Annotated in this window: 15 protein-coding genes; 8 read left to right on the top strand and 7 right to left on the bottom strand. The window is 74.6% G+C overall.

What is annotated here, in order from left to right; all coding sequences use genetic code 11:
- Position 1: 1 nt before the first annotated feature.
- The 5 genes from CXR04_RS05090 to CXR04_RS05070 all read right to left on the bottom strand — a co-directional run bounded on the left by CXR04_RS05090 (position 2) and on the right by CXR04_RS05070 (position 7,695).
- The gene (locus tag CXR04_RS05090; RefSeq protein WP_101420692.1) at positions 2-979 is read right to left on the bottom strand and encodes an HpcH/HpaI aldolase/citrate lyase family protein; all 978 of its coding nucleotides are present in this window, start codon (positions 977-979) and stop codon (positions 2-4) included.
- 217 nt (positions 980-1,196) lie between these two features.
- Positions 1,197-3,218 (bottom strand): protein meaA, encoded by a 2,022-nt coding sequence (locus CXR04_RS05085; RefSeq protein WP_101420691.1) that lies wholly within the window; start codon positions 3,216-3,218, stop codon positions 1,197-1,199.
- Positions 3,218-4,636, bottom strand: coding sequence for a crotonyl-CoA carboxylase/reductase (gene ccrA, locus CXR04_RS05080; protein ID WP_101420690.1), 1,419 nt, complete (start codon positions 4,634-4,636; stop codon positions 3,218-3,220). The genes CXR04_RS05085 and ccrA overlap by 1 nt, the downstream gene beginning before the upstream one ends.
- 370 nt (positions 4,637-5,006) lie before the next feature.
- Positions 5,007-5,792 (bottom strand): TetR family transcriptional regulator, encoded by a 786-nt coding sequence (locus CXR04_RS05075; RefSeq protein ID WP_101420689.1) that lies wholly within the window; start codon positions 5,790-5,792, stop codon positions 5,007-5,009.
- A gap of 79 nt (positions 5,793-5,871) precedes the next feature.
- Positions 5,872-7,695 (bottom strand): 3-hydroxyacyl-CoA dehydrogenase family protein, encoded by a 1,824-nt coding sequence (locus CXR04_RS05070; protein ID WP_101420688.1) that lies wholly within the window; start codon positions 7,693-7,695, stop codon positions 5,872-5,874.
- Positions 7,696-8,117: 422 nt separating this feature from the next.
- On the opposite strand from CXR04_RS05070, the gene CXR04_RS05065 reads away from it, so the two are divergent.
- Entirely contained in the window at positions 8,118-8,729 is a 612-nt protein-coding gene (locus CXR04_RS05065; protein ID WP_101420687.1) for a HEAT repeat domain-containing protein, read from the top strand.
- A 119-nt stretch (positions 8,730-8,848) separates the two neighbouring features.
- On the opposite strand, the gene CXR04_RS05060 is transcribed toward CXR04_RS05065, so the two are convergent.
- Positions 8,849-9,907, bottom strand: a complete 1,059-nt coding sequence (locus tag CXR04_RS05060; protein WP_101420686.1) for an Rv2578c family radical SAM protein — start codon at positions 9,905-9,907, stop codon at positions 8,849-8,851.
- A 297-nt stretch (positions 9,908-10,204) separates the two neighbouring features.
- Here CXR04_RS05060 and CXR04_RS05055 point away from each other — a divergent pair, with 297 nt between their 5' ends.
- The 5 genes from CXR04_RS05055 to CXR04_RS05035 all read left to right on the top strand — a co-directional run bounded on the left by CXR04_RS05055 (position 10,205) and on the right by CXR04_RS05035 (position 18,497).
- Positions 10,205-12,700, top strand: coding sequence for an MFS transporter (locus CXR04_RS05055; protein ID WP_101426198.1), 2,496 nt, complete (start codon positions 10,205-10,207; stop codon positions 12,698-12,700).
- Positions 12,701-12,915: 215 nt separating this feature from the next.
- Complete coding sequence (locus CXR04_RS05050) at positions 12,916-13,749, top strand: M55 family metallopeptidase (RefSeq protein WP_101420685.1); 834 nt, start codon at positions 12,916-12,918, stop codon at positions 13,747-13,749.
- Entirely contained in the window at positions 13,742-15,109 is a 1,368-nt protein-coding gene (locus CXR04_RS05045) for a M20/M25/M40 family metallo-hydrolase (RefSeq protein ID WP_101420684.1), read from the top strand. The genes CXR04_RS05050 and CXR04_RS05045 overlap by 8 nt, the downstream gene beginning before the upstream one ends.
- 107 nt (positions 15,110-15,216) lie before the next feature.
- Positions 15,217-18,195, top strand: a complete 2,979-nt coding sequence (locus tag CXR04_RS05040) for a prolyl oligopeptidase family serine peptidase (protein WP_101420683.1) — start codon at positions 15,217-15,219, stop codon at positions 18,193-18,195.
- Between the two features lie 74 nt (positions 18,196-18,269).
- Positions 18,270-18,497, top strand: coding sequence for a lipopolysaccharide assembly protein LapA domain-containing protein (locus tag CXR04_RS05035; protein WP_101420682.1), 228 nt, complete (start codon positions 18,270-18,272; stop codon positions 18,495-18,497).
- 18 nt (positions 18,498-18,515) lie between these two features.
- Here the strand turns inward: CXR04_RS05035 and CXR04_RS05030 are convergent, their stop codons facing one another.
- Positions 18,516-19,391 (bottom strand): LysR family transcriptional regulator, encoded by an 876-nt coding sequence (locus tag CXR04_RS05030; protein WP_101420681.1) that lies wholly within the window; start codon positions 19,389-19,391, stop codon positions 18,516-18,518.
- Between the two features lie 73 nt (positions 19,392-19,464).
- Here CXR04_RS05030 and CXR04_RS05025 point away from each other — a divergent pair, with 73 nt between their 5' ends.
- Both CXR04_RS05025 and CXR04_RS05020 read left to right on the top strand, forming a co-directional pair.
- Positions 19,465-20,979 carry a pyridoxal phosphate-dependent decarboxylase family protein gene (locus tag CXR04_RS05025; protein WP_159072262.1) on the top strand — a complete coding sequence of 505 codons (1,515 nt, stop codon included), beginning with the start codon at positions 19,465-19,467 and terminating at the stop codon, positions 20,977-20,979.
- Between the two features lie 10 nt (positions 20,980-20,989).
- Positions 20,990-21,562: an endonuclease domain-containing protein gene (locus CXR04_RS05020; RefSeq protein WP_101426197.1), complete on the top strand. Its 573-nt coding sequence runs from the start codon at positions 20,990-20,992 to the stop codon at positions 21,560-21,562.
- Positions 21,563-21,567: the final 5 nt, after the last annotated feature.

The raw sequence follows: 21,567 nt of genomic DNA, 5'->3' as shown, positions 1-21,567 counted from the left end.
GTCAGCCCTCCGGCGGGGTGAAGGCGGTGGTGCGGGTCATACCGGCGGCGCGGCCCTTGCCCGAGATGACGAGGGCCATCTTGCGGCTCGCCTCGTCGATCATCTCGTCGCCGAGCATCGCGGAGCCCTTCCTGCCGCCCTCGTCCGAGGTGTAGTAGTCGTACGCGTCGAGGATCAGCTCGGCGTGGTCGTAGTCCTCCTGGGACGGCGAGAAGACCTCGTTGGCGGCCTCGACCTGCCCCGGGTGCAGCACCCACTTGCCGTCGAAGCCGAGCGCGGCGGCGCGGCCCGCGACCTCGCGGAAGCCGTCGACGTCGCGGATCTGGAGGTACGGGCCGTCGATGGCCTGGAGGTCGTGGCTGCGGGCGGCCATGAGGATGCGCATGAGGATGTAGTGGTAGGCGTCGGCCGGGTAGCCGGGCGGCTGCTGCCCGACGACCAGGGACTTCATGTTGATCGACGCCATGAAGTCGGCGGGCCCGAAGACGATGGTCTCCAGCCGGGGCGAGGCGGCGGCGATGGCGTCGACGTTCACGAGCCCCTTCGCGTTCTCGATCTGCGCCTCGATGCCGATGCGGCCGACCTCGAAGCCCATCGTCTTCTCGATCTGGGTGAGCAGCAGGTCCAGCGCGGTGATCTGCTCCGCGTCCTGGACCTTCGGCAGCATGAGGCAGTCCAGGTTCGGCCCGGCGCCCTCGACGACGGTGATGACGTCGCGGTACGTCCAGTGCGTGGTCCAGTCGTTGACCCGCACCACCCGTGTCTTGCCGCTCCAGTCGCCCTCGTTGAGGAACTTCACGATGGTGTGCCGCGCGTCCGGCTTCGCCAGCGGCGCGCAGGCGTCCTCCAGGTCCAGGAACACCTGGTCGGCGGGCAGCCCCTGCGCCTTCTCCAGGAACCGGGGGCTGGACCCCGGCACGGCGAGGCAGGAACGCCGCGGCCGCAGCCGGTCGGCGGACGGGGTGTCGGCGGGGCTCATGCGGGGACCTCCTGGTCCAGCTTGTTCGCCAGTCTGATCTCGTCGACGATACGAAGGCCCGCTGCGCGGGGCGCGTACGGTCGTGCCGCCGGTGCGCAGGTGTCCTCCGGGTCCTGGCACCTCCGGCCGGCCGCCCGCCCCTGGGTCCTTCCCCGTGGTCGCGGGTTCGGTCCCGGTGTGGCGCCGCGGGGATGCCGTCGGGGCGTGTCGGCGGGGCTCATGCGGGGACTTCCTGGTCCAGCTTGTTCGCCAGTCTGATCTCGTCGACGATACGGCCGATGATCTGCGTGATTCCGAAGTCCTTCGGGGTGAACACGGCCGCCACCCCGGCGGCGCGCAGCGCCTCGGCGTCCGCCGCCGGGATGATGCCGCCGACGACCACGGGCACGTCGCCCGCGCCCGCCCGGCGCAGCCGGTCCAGGACGTCGGGCACGAGTTCCGCGTGCGAGCCGGAGAGGATGGACAGGCCGACGCAGTGCACGTCCTCGGCGACCGCGGCGGCCGCGATCTGCTCGGGCGTCAGCCGGATGCCCTGGTAGACGACCTCGAAGCCGGCGTCCCTGGCGCGTACGGCGATCTGCTCGGCGCCGTTGCTGTGCCCGTCCAGGCCCGGCTTGCCGACCAGCAGCCGCAGCCGGCCGCTGCCCAGCTCCGCTGCGGTGGCCGCGGCCCGGTCCCGTACGGCGGTGAGCGCGGCCTCGCCCCCCGTCTCCGCCGCCGGGACGGCGACCGGCGCACCGCCGACGCCCGTCGGGGCCCGGAACTCGCCGAAGACGTCGCGCAGCGCCCAGGCCCACTCGCCGGTGGTGGCGCCGGCGCGGGCGCACTCCAGGGAGGCGGGCATCAGGTTGGCCGTACCCGCCGCGGCGGCCTTCAGCGCCGTCAGCGCGCGCTGCACGCGCGGCTCGTCGCGGGACAGCCGCCACTCGTGCATCGCGGCGACGACCCGCGCCTCCACGTCCGCGTCGACGGTCATGATCGCGGCGTCCAGGTCCGCGGTGAGCGGGCTGGGCTCGGTCTCCGTATGGCAGTTGACGCCGACGATCCTCTCCTCGCCCGACTCGATCCGGGCCCGCCGCTCGGCGTGCGAGGCCACGAGCCGCGCCTTGAGATAGCCGGACTCCACCGCCGCGACGGCGCCGCCGAGCCGCTCGATGTGCGCCATCTCGGCGGTCGCGCCCTCGACCAGCTCGGCCACCCGCGCCTCCACCACATGGCTGCCGTCGAAGAGGTCGGGGTGCTCCAGCAGGTCGCTCTCGTACGCCAGCACCTGCTGGATGCGCAGGCTCCACTGCTGGTCCCACGGGCGCGGCAGGCCCAGCGCCTCGTTCCAGGCGGGCAACTGCACGGCGCGGGCGCGGGCGTCCTTCGACAGCGTCACGGCCAGCATCTCCAGCACGATGCGCTGGACGTTGTTCTCCGGCTGCGCTTCGGTCAGGCCGAGGGAGTTGACCTGCACGCCGTAGCGGAAGCGGCGCTGCCGGGGGTCCTCGATGCCGTAGCGCTCGCGGGTGAGGGTGTCCCAGATGCGGGTGAACGCCCGCATCTTGCACATCTCCTCGACGAACCGGACCCCGGCGTTGACGAAGAAGGAGATCCGGCCGACGACGTCGCCCAGCTTCGCCGGCGGCACCTGGCCGGAGTCGCGGACCGCGTCCAGGACGGCGGTCGCGGTGGCCATCGCGTACGCGATCTCCTGCACCGGCGTCGCGCCCGCCTCCTGGAGGTGGTAGCTGCAGATGTTGATGGGGTTCCACTTCGGCATCTTCCCGACGGTGTACGCGATGGTGTCGGTGGTCAGCCGCAGCGAGGGCCCGGGCGGGAAGACGTATGTGCCGCGGGAGAGGTACTCCTTGACGATGTCGTTCTGCGTGGTGCCCGCGAGCTTCGCGACGCCCGCCTCGTCCAGGCCCTGCTCCTCGGCGACCACCTGGTAGAGCGCCAGCAGCCACATCGCGGTGGCGTTGATGGTCATGGAGGTGTTCGTGCGCTCCAGCGGGATGCCCGCGAAGAGGCGGCGCATGTCGCCCAGGTGCGAGACGGGCACGCCGACGCGGCCGACCTCGCCGCGGGCGAGCACGTGGTCGGGGTCGTAGCCGGTCTGGGTGGGCAGGTCGAAGGCGACCGACAGGCCGGTCTGGCCCTTGGCGAGGTTGCGCCGGTACAGCTCGTTGGACGCCTCGGCGGTGGAGTGGCCCGCGTAGGTACGCATCAGCCAGGGCCGGTCCTTGGCCGCCATCACACGTTCCCGGCGTGCTCGACGGCCCGCTCGGGCGCGGCCGGGCGGCCGGGCGCCGCGGCGGGCTGCCTCCCGGGCGGGGGGTCGCTGCGGAAGAGGTGGATGGCGTCGATGTGCGCGGCGCGCTTCTCCTCGTCCCGTACGCCCAGGCCCTCGGCCGGGGCGAGGCAGAGCACGCCGACCTTGCCCTGGTGCAGGTTGCGGTGGACGTCGTACGCCGCCTGGCCGGTCCGGGTCAGCGGGTAGGTCTTCGACAGGGTGGGGTGGATCCTGCCCTTGTCGACGAGGCGGTTGGCCTCCCACGCCTCGCGGTAGTTGGCGAAGTGTGAGCCGATGATCCGCTTCAGCGACATCCACAGGTAGCGGTTGTCGTACTCGTGCACGAAGCCGGAGGTCGACGCGCAGGTGACGATGGTGCCGCCGCGGCGGGTGACGTAGACGGAGGCGCCGAAGGTCTCCCGGCCGGGGTGCTCGAAGACGATGTCGACGTCCTCGCCCCCGGTCAGCTCGCGGATGCGTGCGCCGAAGCGCTTCCACTCGCGCGGGTCCTGCTCGTGCTCGTCGCGCCAGAAGCGGTAGTCCTCGCCGCGCCGGTCGATGATCGCCTCGGCGCCCATCCGGCGGCAGATGTCCGCCTTCTCGGGGCTGGAGACGACGCAGATGGGCGTGGCGCCGCCGGCGAGCGCGAACTGCGTGGCGTACGAGCCGAGTCCGCCGCTCGCGCCCCAGATGAGCACGTTGTCGCCCTGCTTCATGGCGGCGCCGTTGCGGGAGACGAGCTGGCGGTACGCGGTGGAGTTGACCAGCCCGGGGGCGGCGGCCTCCTCCCAGGACAGGTGGTCCGGCTTGGGCATGAGCTGGTTGGACTTCACCAGCGCGATCTCCGCCAGGCCGCCGAAGTTGGTCTCGAAGCCCCAGATGCGCTGCTCGGGGTCGAGCATGGTGTCGTTGTGGCCGTCGGCGCTCTCCAGCTCCACCGACAGGCAGTGCGCCACCACCTCGTCGCCCGGCCGCCAGGCGACGACGCCGGGTCCGGTGCGCAGCACGACGCCGGCGAGGTCGGAGCCGATGACGTGGTACGGCAGGTCGTGGCGGCGGGCGAGCGGGGAGAGGCGGCCGTAGCGCTCCAGGAAGGCGAAGGTGGACAGCGGCTCGAAGATCGAGGTCCACACCGAGTTGTAGTTCACGGAGCTGGCCATGACCGCCACCAGGGCCTCGCCGGGGCCGAGTTCCGGCACCGGCACCTCGTCCAGGTGCAGCGACTTGCGCGGGTCCTTCTGCCGGGTGGTGAGCCCTGCGAACATCTCCGCCTCGTCCTTGTGCACCGTCACGGCCCGGTAGGACTCGGGCAGGGGCAGGGAGGCGAAGTCGGCGGCGGTGCTGTCGGGTGCCTGAATCGCGGCGAGTATCTCGTTCATGGTGCTGCCTCCGGCGAAGCGTGTCGGGGACGCTTGAGGGACGTCGGGGGTGAGAGCTGTGCGGCGTTCGCGAGGCGGTTCGGCTCCGGCGGTGCCGGTGTGCGCGGTACGGGCGCGGTGGCGCCCCCGCGCCTGTGACGGGGCGCGGGCCGGGTGCGCGAGCCGGGGGCTTGCGGGGACAGCCGGCGCGCGCTGTGGTCGCGTACGCCGGTCACCCGGACACCTCGTACGGTATGGCACGGCGTGCCAAGCTGCAAGACACTCGGTGCCAATAATCTCTCTCAAGTGTTCGCGGCGGTGCACGGATGAGCATGCGAAGGCTCCCCGGCCGGAGCGGCCGGGGAGCCCTGGATGGGGGTGAAACCCCTGGTCAGCTTTTCTTCAGCGCCTTCTCGATGGTGCGCATGACCTCGCTCAGCGGCGCGTCCGTACGGGCCACCGCGACCAGCACGTCCGAGCCCTCGCCGCCCGCCGTGACGACCGCCGGCGCGCCCGCCGCGCCGCCCAGGCCCGCGGGGCCCTGCGGCTGGCCGACGCCGGTGAACCTGGCCCGTACCACCGCGAAGGCGCGGTCGAGCTGGCCCTCCACGTCCCCCTCCGCGCCCGCGCGCAGCCAGCGGCGGAGCACGTGGTTGTGCGCGGTGACCACCGCCGAGGCGGCGACCTCGGCGAGCAGCGGGCCGTCGTCGCCGTCCTGGTGGGCGCCCTCGTCGTAGTGGCCCAGCAGATAGCGGGTGAACAGCCGCTCGTAGCGGGAGACCGAGGCGATCTCGCGCTCGCGCAGCGTGGGCACCTCGCGGGTCAGCCGGTAGCGCTCGACGGAGACCGCGGGCTGGGCCGCGTACATCCGCATGACCTCCCGGATGCCGCGGCAGACGGTGTCCAGCGGGTACTCGTGCGGCGGCGCGGCGTCCAGGACGGCCTTCACACGCTCCAGCGTGTCGTCGTGGTCGGGGAAGATCGCCTCCTCTTTGGAGCGGAAGTGCCGGAAGAAGGTGCGGCGGGCCACGCCCGCCGCGGCGGCGATCTCGTCCACTGTCGTCGCCTCGTAGCCCTTGGTCGCGAACAGCTCCATGGCGGCGGCCGCGATGTCGCGGCGCATCTTCAGGCGCTGGGTGCTGGAGTTCGAACGGCTGGGCTTCGCAGGCTGGGACATGTAAGGAACGTACTCCATGCGTGGCCCCCGGATCGCCGTCAATTCGGGGAGCGGCAGGCGGCGGCCGGGCGGCGGGCGATCAGCGCCGGGCGGCGGCGTACTCGCGGAAGCCGCGGCCCGTCTTGCGGCCGAGGCAGCCCGCGGCGACCAGGTGCTCCAGCAGCGGCGCGGGCGCCAGGCCGGGGTCACGGAACTCGCGGTGCAGCACGCGCTCGATGGCCAGCGAGACGTCCAGGCCGACGACGTCGAGCAGTTCGAAGGGGCCCATGGGGTAGCCGCCGCCGAGCTTCATCGCGGCGTCGATGTCGTCGGGCGAGGCGTAGTGCTCCTGGACCATCTTCACGGCGTTGTTGAGATACGGGAACAGCAGCGCGTTGACGATGAAGCCGGCCCGGTCGCCGCAGTCCACCGCGTGCTTGCCCAGCCCGGCGCAGACCGCGCGGACGGTGGCGTGCGCGTCGTCCGCGGTACGGACCGTGCGCACCACCTCGACGAGCTTCATGACCTGCGCCGGGTTGAAGAAGTGCATGCCGACCACGTCCTCGGGGCGCGAGGTGGCGGCGGCGCAGGCGATGACGGGCAGCGAGGACGTGGTGGTCGCCAGCACGGCGCCGGGCCGCGCCACCTCGTCCAGCGCGGCGAACAACTGCCGCTTGACCGCCAGGTCCTCGGCGACGGCCTCCACCACCAGGCCGGCGCCGGCCAGCGCGTCCAGGGTGCCGGCGGGGGAGATCCGGGCCAGCGCGGCGTCGCGTTCTGCGGCGCCGAGGCGGCCCTTGGCCACGGAGCGGTCCAGCGACGCGGCGACCCGGGCCTTGGCCCCTGCCGCCTTCCCGGCGCTGCGGGCGGCGAGCGTGACCGCGTACCCGGCCCGGGCGCAGACCTCCGCGATGCCGCTCGCCATCGTGCCGGAGCCGGCCACGCCGATCTCCTCGACGGGCCGCGGCGGCGCGCCCGGTGCCGCCGCGGCGGCGGGCGCGGCGTCCGGCACGACGGTGCCGCTGCCGGAGGCGTCGTAGGCGTAGAAGCCGCGGCCCGCCTTGCGGCCGGTAAGACCGGCGGCGGTCAACTGGCCGAGGACGGGCGCGGGGGCGTGCAGCCGGTCCTGCGACGCGGCGTACATGGCCTCCAGTACCGTGCGCGCGGTGTCGACGCCGATCAGGTCGAGCAGTTCCAGCGGGCCCATGGGCAGGCCGCAGCCGAGCTTCATCGCCGCGTCGATGTCCTCGCGGGTGGCGTACCGCGACTCGTACATCGCCGCGGCCTGGTTGAGATAGCCGAAGAGCAGCCCGTCGGCGATGAACCCGGGCCGGTCCCCGACCGCGACGGGCTCCTTGCCCAACTCCCGCACCAGCGCGGTGACCTGCACCACCGCGGCCGGTTCGGTGAGCACGGACGAGACCACCTCCACCAGCCGCATCGCCTGGACCGGGGTGAAGAAGTGCAGGCCGAGGACGCGCTCGGGGCGGGCGGAGGAGGCGGCGAGGCGGGTCACGGACAGCGCGTTGGTGCCGGTGGCGAGCACCGTGCCGGGGCGGACGATGCCGTCCAGCTCCGCGATGACCTGCTGCTTGATCTCGTACAACTCGGGCACCACCTCGATGACCAGGTCCGCCTCCGCGGCGGCGCGCAGGTCGGGGAAGGTACGCAGCCGGGCCAGGACGCCGGCGCGATCGCCCTCGGCGAGCCGGCCGCGGGCCACGGCGCGCTCCGTGGCGCGTTCCAGCGCGGCGACGCAGCCGCGGGCGGCGGCCGGGCTGACGTCGATGCCGACGACCTCGCGGCCGGCGCGGGCCAGCACCTCGCACAGGCCGGTGCCCATCGTGCCGAGGCCGACGACGGCCACGGTGGGGAAAGGAACCGGGGGGAACTCGGGGGACTCGGGGACAGGGCTGCGGTCCATCGCGGGACTCCAGTCGTGACGCGGGAGATGAGGGTCCGGGGCCGCACGCGCACGGTGTACCTGGCCGGGGCGCAGGGGCCGCGGCGGGAACCGCGCGGGGCGGCGGGGCGCGCGCGGCGAGATCCGCGGCCGGCCCTGTCCCGGGGCCGGGCGTCCTCGCCACGGGCACCGGGGCGCCCGTCGCGCGTGCTGTCAGTTGCCGAACCGACTTCAGCTCTCGGCGGCTGCGTCACCAGACCGCCCGAGCAGGGGTGCTGCTCGTCCCGCGAGCTTAACTCGTGAGTAACCATGGGCGCCAGAGGGCGAATCAGGGAATGTACCCGTCAGCCGGGGCACACATGGAGTGAACCCCGATCGACGAGCCCGTCACCGACCGGTGGCGGGTACGTACCCTGAGTGCCGGCGAGGCAGGGGGCCGAGGCATGGACCAGGAGTATCTGGCGCTCACCGAACGGATCCGCGGCAGGCTGGAGGACCCGCCGGCGCGGGCCCGGTTCGAGCACATGACCGCGCTCGCGCGGCAGCACACGACCACCGCCCACGAGGAGCTGGCGCGCGTGCTGGAACTGCCGGGCGAGCCGCTGTGGGCCCGGGAGCTGGCGGCCTTCGCGCTGGGCACGGCGGGGGACCGGCGGGCGTTCGAGACGCTGGTGCTGCTGCTCAACTACCGCGATCCGGTACGGGCGGAGAGCGCGGCGTGCGCGCTGGCCCGGCTCGGCGACCCGCGCACCGCGCGGGCGGCGGCGGCCCTGGCGACGAACCCGCTGCGCACCGCGTACGCGCTGCACGCCATCCGGCTGCTGGTCAGGCTGCGCGCGCCGGAGTCGGCGCCCGCGCTGATCAGCACGCTGCACCGGCTGGTGCGCGAGCCGCAGCACCACTGGCCGATCGCCACCGCCTGCGTCGAAGGGCTGGGCGAGCTGGGCGACCCGCGCGCGATCCCGGCGCTCTCCGAGGCGCTCGGCTTCCCGCAGTTGTGGCGCGCGGCCACGGCGGCGATCACCCGGATCGGCCCGCGCACCCCCTCACAGTGAGGCGGCGCGCGCCAGGGATGGCGCGGCCCGCGACCGGGCCGGCGCGCGCCTCCGGCGGGCCGCCGCGGGCCGCGGGGGCGGTACGGGCCGGGCTCGCGGCGTAGCGCGGCGGACCGGCGTCAGAGCAGCGTCAACTGCGTGTTCTCCGGGCCGTCCGGCGGCGCGCCCGGCCCCTCCTCGGGCTCGATGCGGCGCGCGATGCCGGGGGCCGACGGGCCTATGCCCAGCTCCGTCGCGTACTCGTGGACCTGGCGGGTGATCTGGCGCTGATACCACTTCGGTGCGTAGGACCCGCCCGCGTACATCGTGCGGTAGCGGCGGACCAGGTGCGGGTGGTGGCGCTCCAGCCAGGCCATGAACCACTCCCGCGCGCCCGGCCGCAGATGCAGCACCAGCGGCGTCACCGACGTGGCGCCCGCCTCCGCCACCGCCCGCACCGTGGCACGCAGTTGCCCGGGGGAGTCGCTGAGGAACGGGATCACCGGCGCCATCAGCACCCCGCAGCCGATGCCGTGCTCCGCGAGCGTGCGCACCACGTCGAGCCGGCGCTGCGGCGCGGGCGTGCCCGGCTCCACGGTCCGCCACAGCTCCTCGTCCAGAAAGCCCACCGAGACCGCGACGCCGACCTGCGTGACCTCGGCCGACTGCTTGAGCAGCGGCAGGTCGCGGAGGATGAGCGTGCCCTTGGTGAGGATCGAGTACGGGTTGGCGAAGTCCCGCAGCGCCGCGAGGATGCCGGGCATCAGCCGGTAGCGCCCCTCGGCCCGCTGGTAGCAGTCGACGTTCGTGCCCATGGCGATGTGCTCGCCGCGCCACCGGCGGCCCGCCAGCTCGCGGCGCAGCAGTTCCGGGGCGTTGATCTTCACCACGATCTGCGAGTCGAAGCCGCGGCCGGTGTCGAGGTCCAGATAGTCGTGGGTCTTTCTGGCGAAGCAGTAGACGCAGGCGTGGCTGCAGCCCCGGTACGGGTTCACGGTCCAGTCGAAGGCCATCCGCGACGCTCCCGGCACCCTGTTCACGATCGAGCGGGCCCGCACCTCGTGGAACGTGATGCCGCGGAACTCCGGGGTGTCGAACGTGCGGGTCACGACGGCCGCCGTGCCGAAGAGGGCGGGCGGCGCGGCCCCCGCGGCCGCGCCGCCGTCGGCGGCCTCGTCGGTCAGATTCTCCCAGCGCATCGGCACCTCCTGTTGATCTGCTGCCGAGAATAGAACACATGTTCCCTTCACGTCGAGTCCCCGATCGGGTGATCCCGGTCAACGCCGCGCCGGAGGCGGCGCCGCGCGGCTCGCCGGTTCGAGTGGATTCCTGCCGCGCACCCGTACGCTCCCTGCTCCCCGGCCCCGTCGCGAAAGCCGCTGATGGGCGCCCCGCGCACCTGAGTTGGCGCGGTGCCGCGGCGCCGCACGGGGGAGTGAATCCCGTTTGCCCCCGGATCTTGGGCGGTGCGAAAAATGGTCCGGCGCAGGCGGACGATGGGGAGCTGGTACGTGGGGACGACCCTGGTGAACGACGAGCCGGTCACCGTGCCCGCGGCCGGCCCGGCGGCGGTACCGGCGGAGCCGGCGCAACGGCCCGGACGTACCGGGAAGGGCGGACCGCCGGCCGGGCGCGGCGCGGCGGCCGGCCCCGGCGACGGCGGGGAGCTGAGCCCCCGGCGCGTCCGGCTGGTGTTCCCGGCCCTGATGCTCGCGCTGCTCCTCGCCGCGCTGGAGCAGATGATCGTCGCCACCGCGCTGCCGAAGATCGTCGGCGAACTCCACGGCCTGGACCGGATGTCCTGGGCGATCACCGCCTACCTGCTCACGTCCACCATCAGCCTGCCGATCTACGGCAAGCTCGGCGACCTCTTCGGCCGCAAGGGCGTCTTCCAGTTCGCGATCGTGGTGTTCGTCATCGGCTCCGGGCTCGCCGGTGCCTCCGGCAGCATGGACCAGCTCATCGCGTTCCGCGCCGTCCAGGGACTGGGCGCGGGCGGCCTCATGATCGGCGTGCAGGCGATCATCGCGGACATCGTCCCGTCCCGCGAACGCGGCCGGTACATGGGTCTGATCGGTGCCGCCTTCGGGCTCGCCTCGGTCGCGGGACCGCTGCTCGGCGGGTTCTTCACCGACGAGCTGTCCTGGCGCTGGTGCTTCTACTTCAACGTGCCCTTCGGCCTGGTCACCCTGCTGGTGACCGGGCTGGTGCTGAAGCTGCCCAAGCCGACGGCCCGGCCCCGGCTCGACGTCCTCGGCGGGCTGTTCCTCGCCGGGGCCTCCACCTGCCTGGTGCTGCTGACCAGTTGGGGCGGCCTGGAGTACGAGTGGACCTCCGACGTCATCCTCGGCCTCGGCGCGGGCGCCATCGCCGCCACCGTCCTGCTGCTCGTCGTCGAGCACTTCGCCGTCGAACCCGTCATGCCGCTGCGGCTCTTCCGCGACAGCATCTTCAACGTCACCTCCCTGGTCGGGGTGGTGACGGGGGTGGCGATGTTCGGCGCCGCCAGCTATCTGCCGACCTTCCTGCAGATGGTCGACGGCGCCAGCGCCACCGAGTCGGGACTGCTCATGCTGCCGATGATGATCGGCACCGTCGCCGCCTCCATCACCTCCGGCCAGCTCATCACCCGCACCGGCCGCTACCGCCCCTACCCGGTGGCCGGCTGCGCCGTCGCCGCCGTCGGCATGTGGCTGCTCTCCCGGCTGGACGAGGACACCTCGCAGCTCTCGTACAGCATCTGGATGGCCGTCCTCGGCATCGGACTCGGGCTCGTCCTGCCCGTGCTCATCCTCGCCGTGCAGAACGCGGTGCGCCCCGCCGACCTGGGCGTCGCGACCAGCGCGCACAACTACTTCCGGCAGATCGGCGGCTCGGTCGGCACGGCCGTCTTCGGCACCCTCTTCTTCGACCGCCTCGCCGACGAACTGGCCGGCACCCTGCCCCCGCCGCCCCCCGGCGCCACGCTGCCGGACGCGGAGTCGATCACCCCAGAGGCCGTCCACGCGCTCGACGCCGAGCTGCGCGACGGCTACATCCGCGCCTACGCCGAGGCGATGCCGGGCATCTTCCTGTACCTGGTGCCCGTGCTCGTCCTCGGCGTGGTGTTCGCGTTCCTGCTGAAGGAGAGACCACTGGTGTCCCAGAACCACTCGGGGCCCGGCCCCGCCACGGACGAGTACCCGGCGGTCGACACCACCGTGCCCGCGGCCCGCGGCACAGTCCCGGCGGGCGCAGGCGTGCCGGTGTGCGGCAGCGTGCAGCACCAGGACGGCACCACCGTGCCGCGCGCGGCGCTCACGCTCATCGACGGTGCCGGCCGCCAGGTGGGCCGCGACGCCAGCCGCGACGACGGCCGGTACGTGCTGCCCACCCCGGGCGCCGGCTCGTACGTCCTGGTGGCCGCGGCCGGCGGGCACCAGCCGCAGGCCGTCACGGTCACCGTCGGGGACCGGCCGGTCGAACTGGACCTCGTGCTGGGCGGCGCGGGCCGCATCTGCGGCACCGTCGCGGCGGCCGACGGCACGCCGCTGGGGAACGTCGTCGTGACGCTCACCGACGCGCGCGGGGAGGTCGTCGCCTCGGCGCGCAGCAGCCACGACGGCTCGTACGCGATCGGCGAACTGGTCGCCGGCGAGTACACCCTGGCGGCCACCGCGCCGGGCTTCCGGCCCGCGGCGCTGCCGGTCTCGGTGCAGGCGGCGCGGGAGACCCGGCAGGACGTCGAGCTGGCCGGCGGTGCGGTGCTGCGCGGCACCGTACGCGCGTACGGCGGCCGGCCGGTGGAGGACGCCAGGGTCACGCTCCTGGACGCGGCGGGCAACGTCGTCGACACCGGCACCACGGGCCCGGACGGCGCGTTCCGCTTCGTCGACCTGTCGGCGGGCGAGTACACCGTCATCGCCGCGGGGTACCCGCCGGTGGCCACGGTGCTGCGCGTGGAGGGCGGCGGCCGCACGGAACGGGACCTCCAGCTCGGCCACGGCGACTAGCCGCCGCTCCGGCCGGGCGGAGGGCTCGGGTCCGGAGGCGTTCGCCGGTTTCGGCGCGGGTCGCCGTGGGGGTGCTTCCTCCGGCTGGCGGAGGGCCGGGGCGGTTGTCGAAGTGGCTGGTCGCGAGGCGTTCCGGGGGAGTTGAGGTGGTCTAGACCTCTGTACGTATCCACAGGGGTTTCACCGCTTCGTCCGACCGCGTACCGTGGCTCGGCATGAAGGTCTTGATCAGCGCCGACATGGAGGGGGCCACCGGCGTCACGTGGCCCGCCGACGTGCTTCCCGGCGGCCCGCAGTGGGAGCGCTGCCGGCCCATGTTCACATCCGACGTCAACGCCGCCATCGAGGGCTTCTTCGCCGGCGGCGCCGACGAGGTGCTGGTCAACGAGGCGCATTGGACGATGCGCAATCTGCTGCTGGAACGGATCGACGACCGCGCCCAGATGCTCACCGGGCGGCACAAGTCGCTGTCCATGGTCGAGGGCGTCCAGCACGGCGACGTCGACGGCATCGCCTTCGTCGGCTATCACACGGGCGCGGGCGCCGAAGGGGTCCTCGCGCACACCTACCTGGCCAACTCCATCACGGGCGTCTGGCTCAACGGCGTGCGGGCCAGCGAGGGCCTGCTGAACGCGCACGTGGTCGCCGAGTTCGGCGTCCCCGTCGTGCTCGTCACCGGCGACGACAAGACCATCGAGGACGCCAAGGGGTACGCGCCCGCGGCCCCCGGCGTCGCCGTCAAGGACTACGTCTCGCGGTACGCCGCGGTGTGCCGCACCCCGGCGCGTACCGCGGCGGACATCCGGGCCGCGGCCACCGAGGGCGCGGCGCTCGCGGTGCGTGCCGAGCCGGTGCGCGGCGGCCCGTTCACGGTGGAGCTGGAGTTCGACGCGGAACATCTGGCCGGCGCGGCCACGGTGGTGCCGGGCGTGGCGCCGACCGGCGAGCGGCGCGTGGCGTACACGACGGAGACCATGTACGAGGGCATCCGCTGCTTCAAGGCGGTCACCACGCTCGTCTCGGCCGCGGTGGAGGAGCAGTATGGCTGACGCGACCCCGCACGCCCCGGCCGCCCCGCACCCGGGCCCGGACGACGCGGCGCTGGACGAGGTGGTGGGCTTCACCTCCGACCTGATCCGCATCGACACCACGAACCACGGCGGCGGCGACGGCGTGGAGCGCCAGGCCGCGGAGTACGTCGCGGAGCGCCTCGCCGGCGCCGGCATCGAGCCCACCCTGCTGGAGAAGGCCCCCGACCGGACGAACGTCGTGGCCCGCATCGAGGGCACCGACCCCGGCGCCGACGCGCTGCTCGTCCACGGCCACCTCGACGTGGTGCCCGCCGAGCCCGCCGACTGGAGCGTCCACCCCTTCTCCGGCGAGATCCGCGACGGTGTGGTCTGGGGCCGCGGCGCCATCGACATGAAGAACATGGACGCGATGGTCCTCGCGGTCGTACGGGCCTGGGCCCGCGCCGGCGTCCGCCCCCGCCGCGACATCGTGCTCGCCTTCACCGCCGACGAGGAGGCCAGCGCCGAGTACGGCTCCGGCTATCTCGCCGAGGAGCACGCCGCGCTCTTCGACGGCTGCACCCAGGGCATCAGCGAGTCCGGCGCCTTCACCTTCCACGCCGGCGACGGCCTGCGCCTCTACCCCGTCGCCGCCGGCGAGCGCGGCACGGCCTGGCTGCGGCTCACCGCCCGCGGCCGCGCGGGCCACGGCTCGAAGGTCAACGCGGACAACGCCGTCTCCCGGCTGGCCGCCGCCGTCGGCCGCATCGGCGAGCACCGCTGGCCCGTGCGCCTCACCCCCACCGTCCGCGCGGCGCTCGTCGAGACGGCCGCCGCCTACGGCGTCGAGGTCGCCCCCGGGGAACTGGACGACCCCGCCTTCGACGTGGACGCGCTGCTGGCCAAGCTCGGCCCGGCCGCCGCCCTCGTCGCGCCCACCGTGCGCAACAGCTCCAACCCCACGGTCCTCGAAGCCGGCTACAAGGTGAACGTCATCCCCGGCAGCGCCACCGCCCAGATCGACGGCCGGATGGTGGCCGGCGGCGAGGAGGAGTTCGCGCGCACGCTCGACGAGCTGACCGGACCGTATGTGGACTGGGAGTTCAGCCACCGCGAGGTGCCGCTCACCGCCCCCGTCGACGCGCCCCTCTACGCCGCGATGCGCGCCTCCCTGGAGCGCTTCGACCCCGGCGCGCACGTCGTGCCGTACTGCATGTCGGGCGGCACCGACGCCAAGCAGTTCTCCCGCCTGGGCATCACCGGCTACGGGTTCTCGCCGCTGAAGCTCCCCGCCGGGTTCGACTACCAGGAGCTGTTCCACGGCGTGGACGAGCGGGTGCCGGTGGACGCGCTGCACTTCGGCGTGCGGGTGCTGGACGACTTCCTCAGATCGGCCTGACGGCACACCGCCCCCGGGCAGCCGCGCGGGAAGCGGCCAATGACCAGCGAGCGCGCCGGCAGAGCGGCCGGCGCCTCGACCACCAGCGGAAAGAGACGACGCCGCCCGTGACCACCGCCCCGTACGGCTCCTGGCCCTCCCCCCTGACCGCCGCCCTCGCCGCGACCCACGACGGCCGCCCGGAGTATCTGGACACCGTCGGCGACGAGGTGTGGTGGACCGCACCGCGGCCGCGCGAGGGCGGGCGCCGGGCGCTGGTGCGGCTGCGCCCGGACGGCACCGAGGAGTCGGTGCTGCCCCCGCCGTGGAACGTGCGCAACAGGGTCATCGAGTACGGCGGCCGGCCCTGGGCCGGTGCCCCGCGCGCCACCGGCGGCCCGCTGATCGTCTTCACCCACTTCCCCGACCAGCGGCTGTACGCGTACGAGCCGGACGGCGGCGGCGAGCCGCGCCCGCTCACCCCCGTCTCCGCCGTCGGCGGCGGGCTGCGCTGGTGCGACGCCGTCGTGCTGCCGCAGCGGGGCGAGGTCTGGTGCGTGCTGGAGGAGTTCACCGGGCAGGCCCCCACCGACGTACGCCGCGTGCTCGCCGCCGTGCCGCTGGACGGTTCGGCGGCGAGGGACCGCGCCGCCGTGCGCGAGCTGACCGACGACCGGCACCGCTTCGTCACCGGCCCCCGCCTCTCCCCGGACGGCCGGCAGGCCGCCTGGATCGCCTGGGACCACCCGCAGATGCCCTGGGACGGCACGGAGCTGCGCGTCGCCGACGTCACCGGCGACGGCCGGCTTGCCGGGGTCACCACCGTCCTCGGCGCCCAGACCGGCTCCGAGGCGGAGTCCGTCGCGCAGGCCGAGTGGCTGCCGGACGGCACGCTGGTGGCCGCCACCGACCGCAGCGGCTGGTGGAACCTGCACCGGGTCGACCCCGCCACCGCCGTGACCACTGAACTCTGCCCGCTGCCCGAGGAGTTCGCCGACGCGCTGTGGAAGGTCGGGCTGCGCTGGTTCGCCGTCCTCGGCAGCGGCCTCGTCGCCACCCTGCACGGCACCGGCGGCACCCGCCTCGGCGTCCTCGACCCCGCCACCGGCGAGCTGGCCGACGTGCCGGGCCCCTGGTCGAACTGGGCCGCGGCCCTCGCCGTCGCCGGCGAGCGGATCTTCGGCACGGCCGCGAGCCCCGTCACCGGGTACGAGGTCGTGGAGCTGGACACCGCCACCGGCTACGCCCGCGTCGCGGGCAACGCCCACCGCGACGCCGTCGACCCGGCCTATCTGCCGCGGCCGGTGTCCCGCACCTTCGCGGGCCCCGGGGCCCGCGAGGTGCACGCCCACGTCTACCCGCCGCAGCACCCGGAGCTGACCGGCCCCGAGGACGAGCTGCCGCCGTACGTGATCTGGGCGCACGGCGGCCCCACCGGGCACGTACCGCTGGTGCTCGACCTGGAGATCGCCTACTTCACCTCGCGCGGCATCGGCGTCGCCGAGGTCAACTACGGCGGCTCCACCGGCTACGGCCGCGCCTACCGCGAGCGGCTGCGCGAGCAGTGGGGCGTCGTGGACGTCGAGGACTGCGCCGCCGTCGCCCGCGCGCTGGCCGACGAGGGCACCGCCGACCCGGCCCGGCTGGCGATCCGCGGCGGCAGCGCGGGCGGCTGGACGACCGCCGCGTCCCTCACCTCGCCGCTGGCCGAGGGGCTGTACGCGTGCGGCACGATCGTCTACCCCATCCTCGATCTCGCCGGCTGGGCCACCGACGAGACCCACGACTTCGAGTCGCGCTATCTGGAGTCGCTGGTCGGCCCGCTCGCCGAGGTGCCCGAGCGGTACCGCGACCGCTCCCCGGTCCACCACGCCGACCGGATCACCGTGCCGTTCCTGCTGCTCCAGGGGCTGGACGACGTGATCTGCCCGCCGGTGCAGTCCGAGCGGTTCCTGACCGCGCTCGCCGGCCGGGGCGTGCCGCACGCGTACGTCACCTTCGAGGGCGAGGGCCACGGCTTCCGCCGCGCCGACACCCTGATCCGGGCGCTGGAGGCCGAGCTGTCGCTGTACGCGCAGACGTTCGGCTTCGCGGCGCCGGACGTGCCCGCCGTGGACCTGGGCGCACCCGTGCCCCCCGCCGCCGCGGCCGCCCGCCCGGCCGCCCCGGGCACCGGGTCCGCCGCCGCGCTCGTCCGCCCCCGCCGGCTGCGCCCCGGCGACCGCGTCGCGGTCGTCGCCCCCAGCGGCGGGTTCCCGCGCAAGGAACTGGACGCCGGCGTCGAGGTGCTGCGCGGCTGGGGCCTGGACGTCGTCGTCCACCCCACCGCGTACGGCGAGCACGACGCGCTGCCCTACCTGTCCGCCGACGACGCCGCCCGCGCCCGCGACTTCGAGCGCGCCTGGCTCGACCCGGAGGTCGCCGCGGTCTTCTCCGGCAGGGGCGGCTACGGCGCCCACCGCATGCTCGACCACGTCGACTGGGCCGCGCTGCGCGCCGCGGATCCGAAGGTCTACGTCGGCTTCAGCGACGCCACCGCCCTGCACGAGGCCATCGCCACCCACCTCGGCGTGGCCACCCTGCACGGGCCGATGCCCGCCTGGGCGCCGTTCGTCGCGGATGACACCACCCGCGAGCACCTGCGCCGCACCCTCTTCGAGCCGGCCGCCGTGCAGCGCCTGACCAGCCCCGGCGCCCGCGCCCTCGTCCCGGGCCGGGCCCGCGGCGTCACGCTCGGCGGCTGCGTCAGCCTGCTGGCCGCCGGCCTCGGCACCCCGGGTGCCCGCGCCGGTGCCGCCGGCGGCATCCTGCTCATCGAGGACGTCGAGGAGGAGGACTACCGGCTCGACCGCATCCTCACCCAGCTCCGCCGCAGCGGCTGGCTGACCGGCGTCGCCGGCGTCGTCTGCGGCACCTGGGAGGACTCCGGCCCGTACGAGGCCGTCCGCGCCGTGCTCGCCAACCGGCTCGGCGACCTCGGCGTGCCGGTGCTGGAGGGCCTGGACTTCGGCCACGGCGTCCCCGCCCTCACCGTCCCCCTCGGCATCCCCGCCGTCCTCGACGCGGACGCCGGCACCCTCACCCTCGACGCCCCCGGGCTCGCCTGAGCCGGCGGGCGGCGTTCGCCCGAACGGGCCCTGCCGCCGGGCGCGATCCCGGCCGCGGGGCGCAGGCTGGGCTCATGGCTCATACCTCGGTACGGACGGGTGGCCCCCGGCAGGCGTTCACGGCCCGCCGGGTGGCCGCGCTCGTGCTGGCCGCCCTCGGCCTGGCGTTCATCTTCCAGAACACCCGGCGCACCCGCATCCAACTGCTGTTCTGGGAGGTCACCACGCCGCTGTGGCTGGCGCTGCTGGCGGTGGCGGTGATCGGCATGATCGTGGGCTGGATGCTCCAGCGCCGCAGGTGACGCGGGCGCCCCGCGGCCTCAGCCGGCGCCGAGCAGCGCCGCGCGCAGCGCCCGTACGGGGGCGGTGTCGGCGTCCTGCGCGCGGTGGGCCAGGGCGAGGGTCAGCTCCCAGCGCGGCAGGTCGGTGACGGGCAGCTCGACGAGCGCGCCGGCGGCCAGATCCGGGCCCACCGTGGAGCGGGTCAGCACCCCGGCGTGGCTGCCGCGCCGGGCCAGGCTCGCGACGGTCTCGGCGGGGGAGACGGGGTGGAGCCCGGTCGCCGGCACGGGGGCCGCGCGCAGCAGGTCGAGGAAGCGCTCCGCGCCGTCGCCCCACGTCGTACAGGCCACCGGATACGCGGCCAGGTCCCGGATCCGCAGGGGTCCTCCGGTGTCGAGCGGGTGCCCGGGGCGGGCGACGCAGACGACCGGGTCGGTCAGGAACGGCTCCACGGTCAGCGTGTGCGGGTACGGTCCCGGCACCACGAACCCGATGTCCACGGTGTGGTCGGCCAGGCCGCGCACCACCTCCTCACTGTGCGCGTCCGTGCACGCGACCTCGACGTCCAGCGCCGCGAGCGCGTCGAGCACCCGCGGCACCACGCTCGGCGCGAACGTGGCGTGCAGGGCGACCCGCACCCGCGGCCGGCCGGGCTCGGCCCGTACCACCGCGACCGCCTCCTCGGCGAGGGCCAGGCACCGCTCGGCGTAGGGCAGCAGCCGCTCCCCGGCCGCGGTGAGCCGCACCCCCCGGCCACCGCGCAGGAACAGCGGGCGGCCCAGGTCGCGTTCGAGCCGGGCCATCCGCTCGCTGACCGCCGGCTGGCTCAGCCGCAGCCGCGCGGCGCCCCGGCCGAAGCTGCCTGCCGTGGCCACCGACCGGAACACCCGCAGATCCTCCAACGACACCGCCATAGGAAAACCCTATGTCTCCTCATCGGAAAGATGCCTCTTCCCTGTCGCGGGGCCCCTTGTGAAGATCGGCTGCATGGACGTATCCATGCACGACGACGACCTCACCGCGGCGGCGCTCGCCGCCGAGCACCGGCGCCTGGGGAGTGCCGCGACGCAACTGGTCGCCGACTACGCCGCCGCGCTGGACGGCCTCCCCGTCTGCTCCGGCGCCACCGCGGCGGAACTCCGCGAGCGCTTCGCCGGGCCGCTGCCGGAGCGGGGGACGGACCCGCTGGAGCTGCTCGACGCGCTCGCCCGCGACGTCGTCGCCGACGCCACGCACAGCTCCAGCCCGCGCTACTTCGGCCTGTTCAACCCCGCGCCGCTGCCCGTCGCCGTCTGGACCGACGCACTGTGCTCCGCGCTCAACCAGAACGCCGCCGCCTGGCGGCAGTCGCCGACCGCGACCGCGCTGGAGGAACGCGTCCTGCGCTGGCTGTGCGACCTGCTCGGCTACGGCGACGGCGCGTTCGGCACGCTCACCAGCGGCGGGTCCGAGGCGAACCTCATCGGGCTGAAGTGCGCCCGGGACGCGGCGGCCGGCACCGCGGCCGCGGCGGGGCCCGGCGGCGCGCAGCTTCGCGTGTACGCCTCGGAGCAGGCCCACTTCTCGCTGGTCAAGGGCGTGGACGTGCTCGGGATCGGCCGGGACAACCTGCGCCGCATCGGCACCGACGCGCGCTTCCGCATCCGCGTCGGCGAGCTGCGCGCCGCGATCGAGGCGGACCTCGCCGCCGGGCTGCGGCCCGCCTGCGTCGTCGGCGTGGCCGGCACCACCTCCTCCGGCGCCGTCGACCCGCTGGACGAACTCGCGGACGTGGCCGCGGAGTACGGGCTGTGGTTCCACGCCGATGCGGCGTACGGCGGGGCGCTGGCGTTCTCCGCGGCGCACGGCGGGCTGCTGCGGGGCGTGGCGCGGGCGGACTCGGCGACGCTGGACCCGCACAAGTGGATGTCCGTGCCGTTCTCCTGCGGTGTGCTGCTGACCCGCGACGGCGCGCGGGTGCTGCGCGACGCCTTCGACACCGATCCGGCGTACCTGGACGACCGGCGGGGCGGGGACCGCGGATCGGCGGACGGCACCCCGGACGAAGAACCGCTCGACTTCTTCCGCCTCGGCCAGCTCGGCACCCGGCGCGCCAACGCGCTCAAGCTGTGGGCCGCGCTCGCGGGCCTCGGCCGGGACGGCTACCGGCGCATCGTGGAACGGCAGTTGGACCTCACCCGGTACCTCGCCGCGGAGCTGGCCGCCGCGGAGGACTTCGAGCCGGTGGGCGACGTGCAGACCGCCGTGTGCTGCGTGCGCTATCTGCCCGCGGCGGTACGGGACGCGCCGGCCGCAACGCGGGACGCGGTGCAGCGCACGCTCCAGCAGCGCGTCGAGCGCGGCGGCCGGGCGTGGGTGGCGACCACGGTGCTCGACGGGTGGCGGGCGCTGCGGATCAACGTCAACGGGTTCCTCACCCGCCGCGCGCACGTGGACGAACTCGTCGCGCTGCTGCGGGCGGAGGGGCCGCGGGCGGCGGCCGATGTCAGTGCCGGGCCGTAGCGTCGGCACCATGGACAGCACGCCAGGGCGGGGCCCCGAGGTCCCCGCCTGCCACGAGTGGACGCCGCCCGGCGCGCCGGGCGGCGCGACCCGCGCACCCGCGTCCGCCGCCGCCCCACCCGCGCCCGTGCCCGCGGCCGGTCCGGGCGGGGCGCTCGCGGCGATACGGCGGTGGCAGGACGGCCGGTGCGCGGTCTGCGGGCTGCGCCCGGCCCGGCTGGTCGTCGACCACCACCACGTCTCCGGGCTGGTCCGCGGCCTGCTCTGCGAGTCGTGCAACGTCGCCGAGGGCCGCCGCACCTCGTACTACGCCGAGCCGTACGCCTCGTACCGCCGCCGTCCGCCCGCGCTGATCGTCGGCCTCACCGAGCGCTATCCCCACTGGCGCCCGAACGCCTACCACTACGTCCTCGGCGACCCGCCCGACGACCCCGCACTCGCCGCCCGCGTCCTCGGCCACCTCATCCGCCACCCGCCCCGGCGCCCCACCGGACGCCCCGTCGAGATCCCCGGGCTGCCCGGCCACTACCTGGTCGGAGACGAGATGCGCCGTCTCGCCGAGCGGCTGGCGGCGGAGGCATAGTGGAG

Origin of the sequence: Streptomyces sp. CMB-StM0423, from assembly GCF_002847285.1 — a bacterium.
Lineage (GTDB): Bacteria > Actinomycetota > Actinomycetes > Streptomycetales > Streptomycetaceae > Streptomyces.
Note: the sequence above shows the minus strand (reverse complement) of the source record. Positions and strands in the feature narration are given on the sequence as shown.

Excerpts from the sequence above, each read along its gene's own strand:
- CXR04_RS05090 (WP_101420692.1), bottom strand. The coding sequence starts at position 979 with ATGAGCCCCGCCGACACCCCGTCCGCCGACCGGCTGCGGCCGCGGCGT.
- CXR04_RS05085 (WP_101420691.1), bottom strand. The coding sequence starts at position 3,218 with ATGGCGGCCAAGGACCGGCCCTGGCTGATGCGTACCTACGCGGGCCAC.
- ccrA (WP_101420690.1), bottom strand. The coding sequence starts at position 4,636 with ATGAACGAGATACTCGCCGCGATTCAGGCACCCGACAGCACCGCCGCC.
- CXR04_RS05075 (WP_101420689.1), bottom strand. The coding sequence starts at position 5,792 with ATGTCCCAGCCTGCGAAGCCCAGCCGTTCGAACTCCAGCACCCAGCGC.
- CXR04_RS05070 (WP_101420688.1), bottom strand. The coding sequence starts at position 7,695 with ATGGACCGCAGCCCTGTCCCCGAGTCCCCCGAGTTCCCCCCGGTTCCT.
- CXR04_RS05065 (WP_101420687.1), top strand. The coding sequence starts at position 8,118 with ATGGACCAGGAGTATCTGGCGCTCACCGAACGGATCCGCGGCAGGCTG.
- CXR04_RS05060 (WP_101420686.1), bottom strand. The coding sequence starts at position 9,907 with ATGCGCTGGGAGAATCTGACCGACGAGGCCGCCGACGGCGGCGCGGCC.
- CXR04_RS05055 (WP_101426198.1), top strand. The coding sequence starts at position 10,205 with ATGGGGAGCTGGTACGTGGGGACGACCCTGGTGAACGACGAGCCGGTC.
- CXR04_RS05050 (WP_101420685.1), top strand. The coding sequence starts at position 12,916 with ATGAAGGTCTTGATCAGCGCCGACATGGAGGGGGCCACCGGCGTCACG.
- CXR04_RS05045 (WP_101420684.1), top strand. The coding sequence starts at position 13,742 with ATGGCTGACGCGACCCCGCACGCCCCGGCCGCCCCGCACCCGGGCCCG.
- CXR04_RS05035 (WP_101420682.1), top strand. The coding sequence starts at position 18,270 with ATGGCTCATACCTCGGTACGGACGGGTGGCCCCCGGCAGGCGTTCACG.
- CXR04_RS05030 (WP_101420681.1), bottom strand. The coding sequence starts at position 19,391 with ATGGCGGTGTCGTTGGAGGATCTGCGGGTGTTCCGGTCGGTGGCCACG.
- CXR04_RS05025 (WP_159072262.1), top strand. The coding sequence starts at position 19,465 with ATGGACGTATCCATGCACGACGACGACCTCACCGCGGCGGCGCTCGCC.
- CXR04_RS05020 (WP_101426197.1), top strand. The coding sequence starts at position 20,990 with ATGGACAGCACGCCAGGGCGGGGCCCCGAGGTCCCCGCCTGCCACGAG.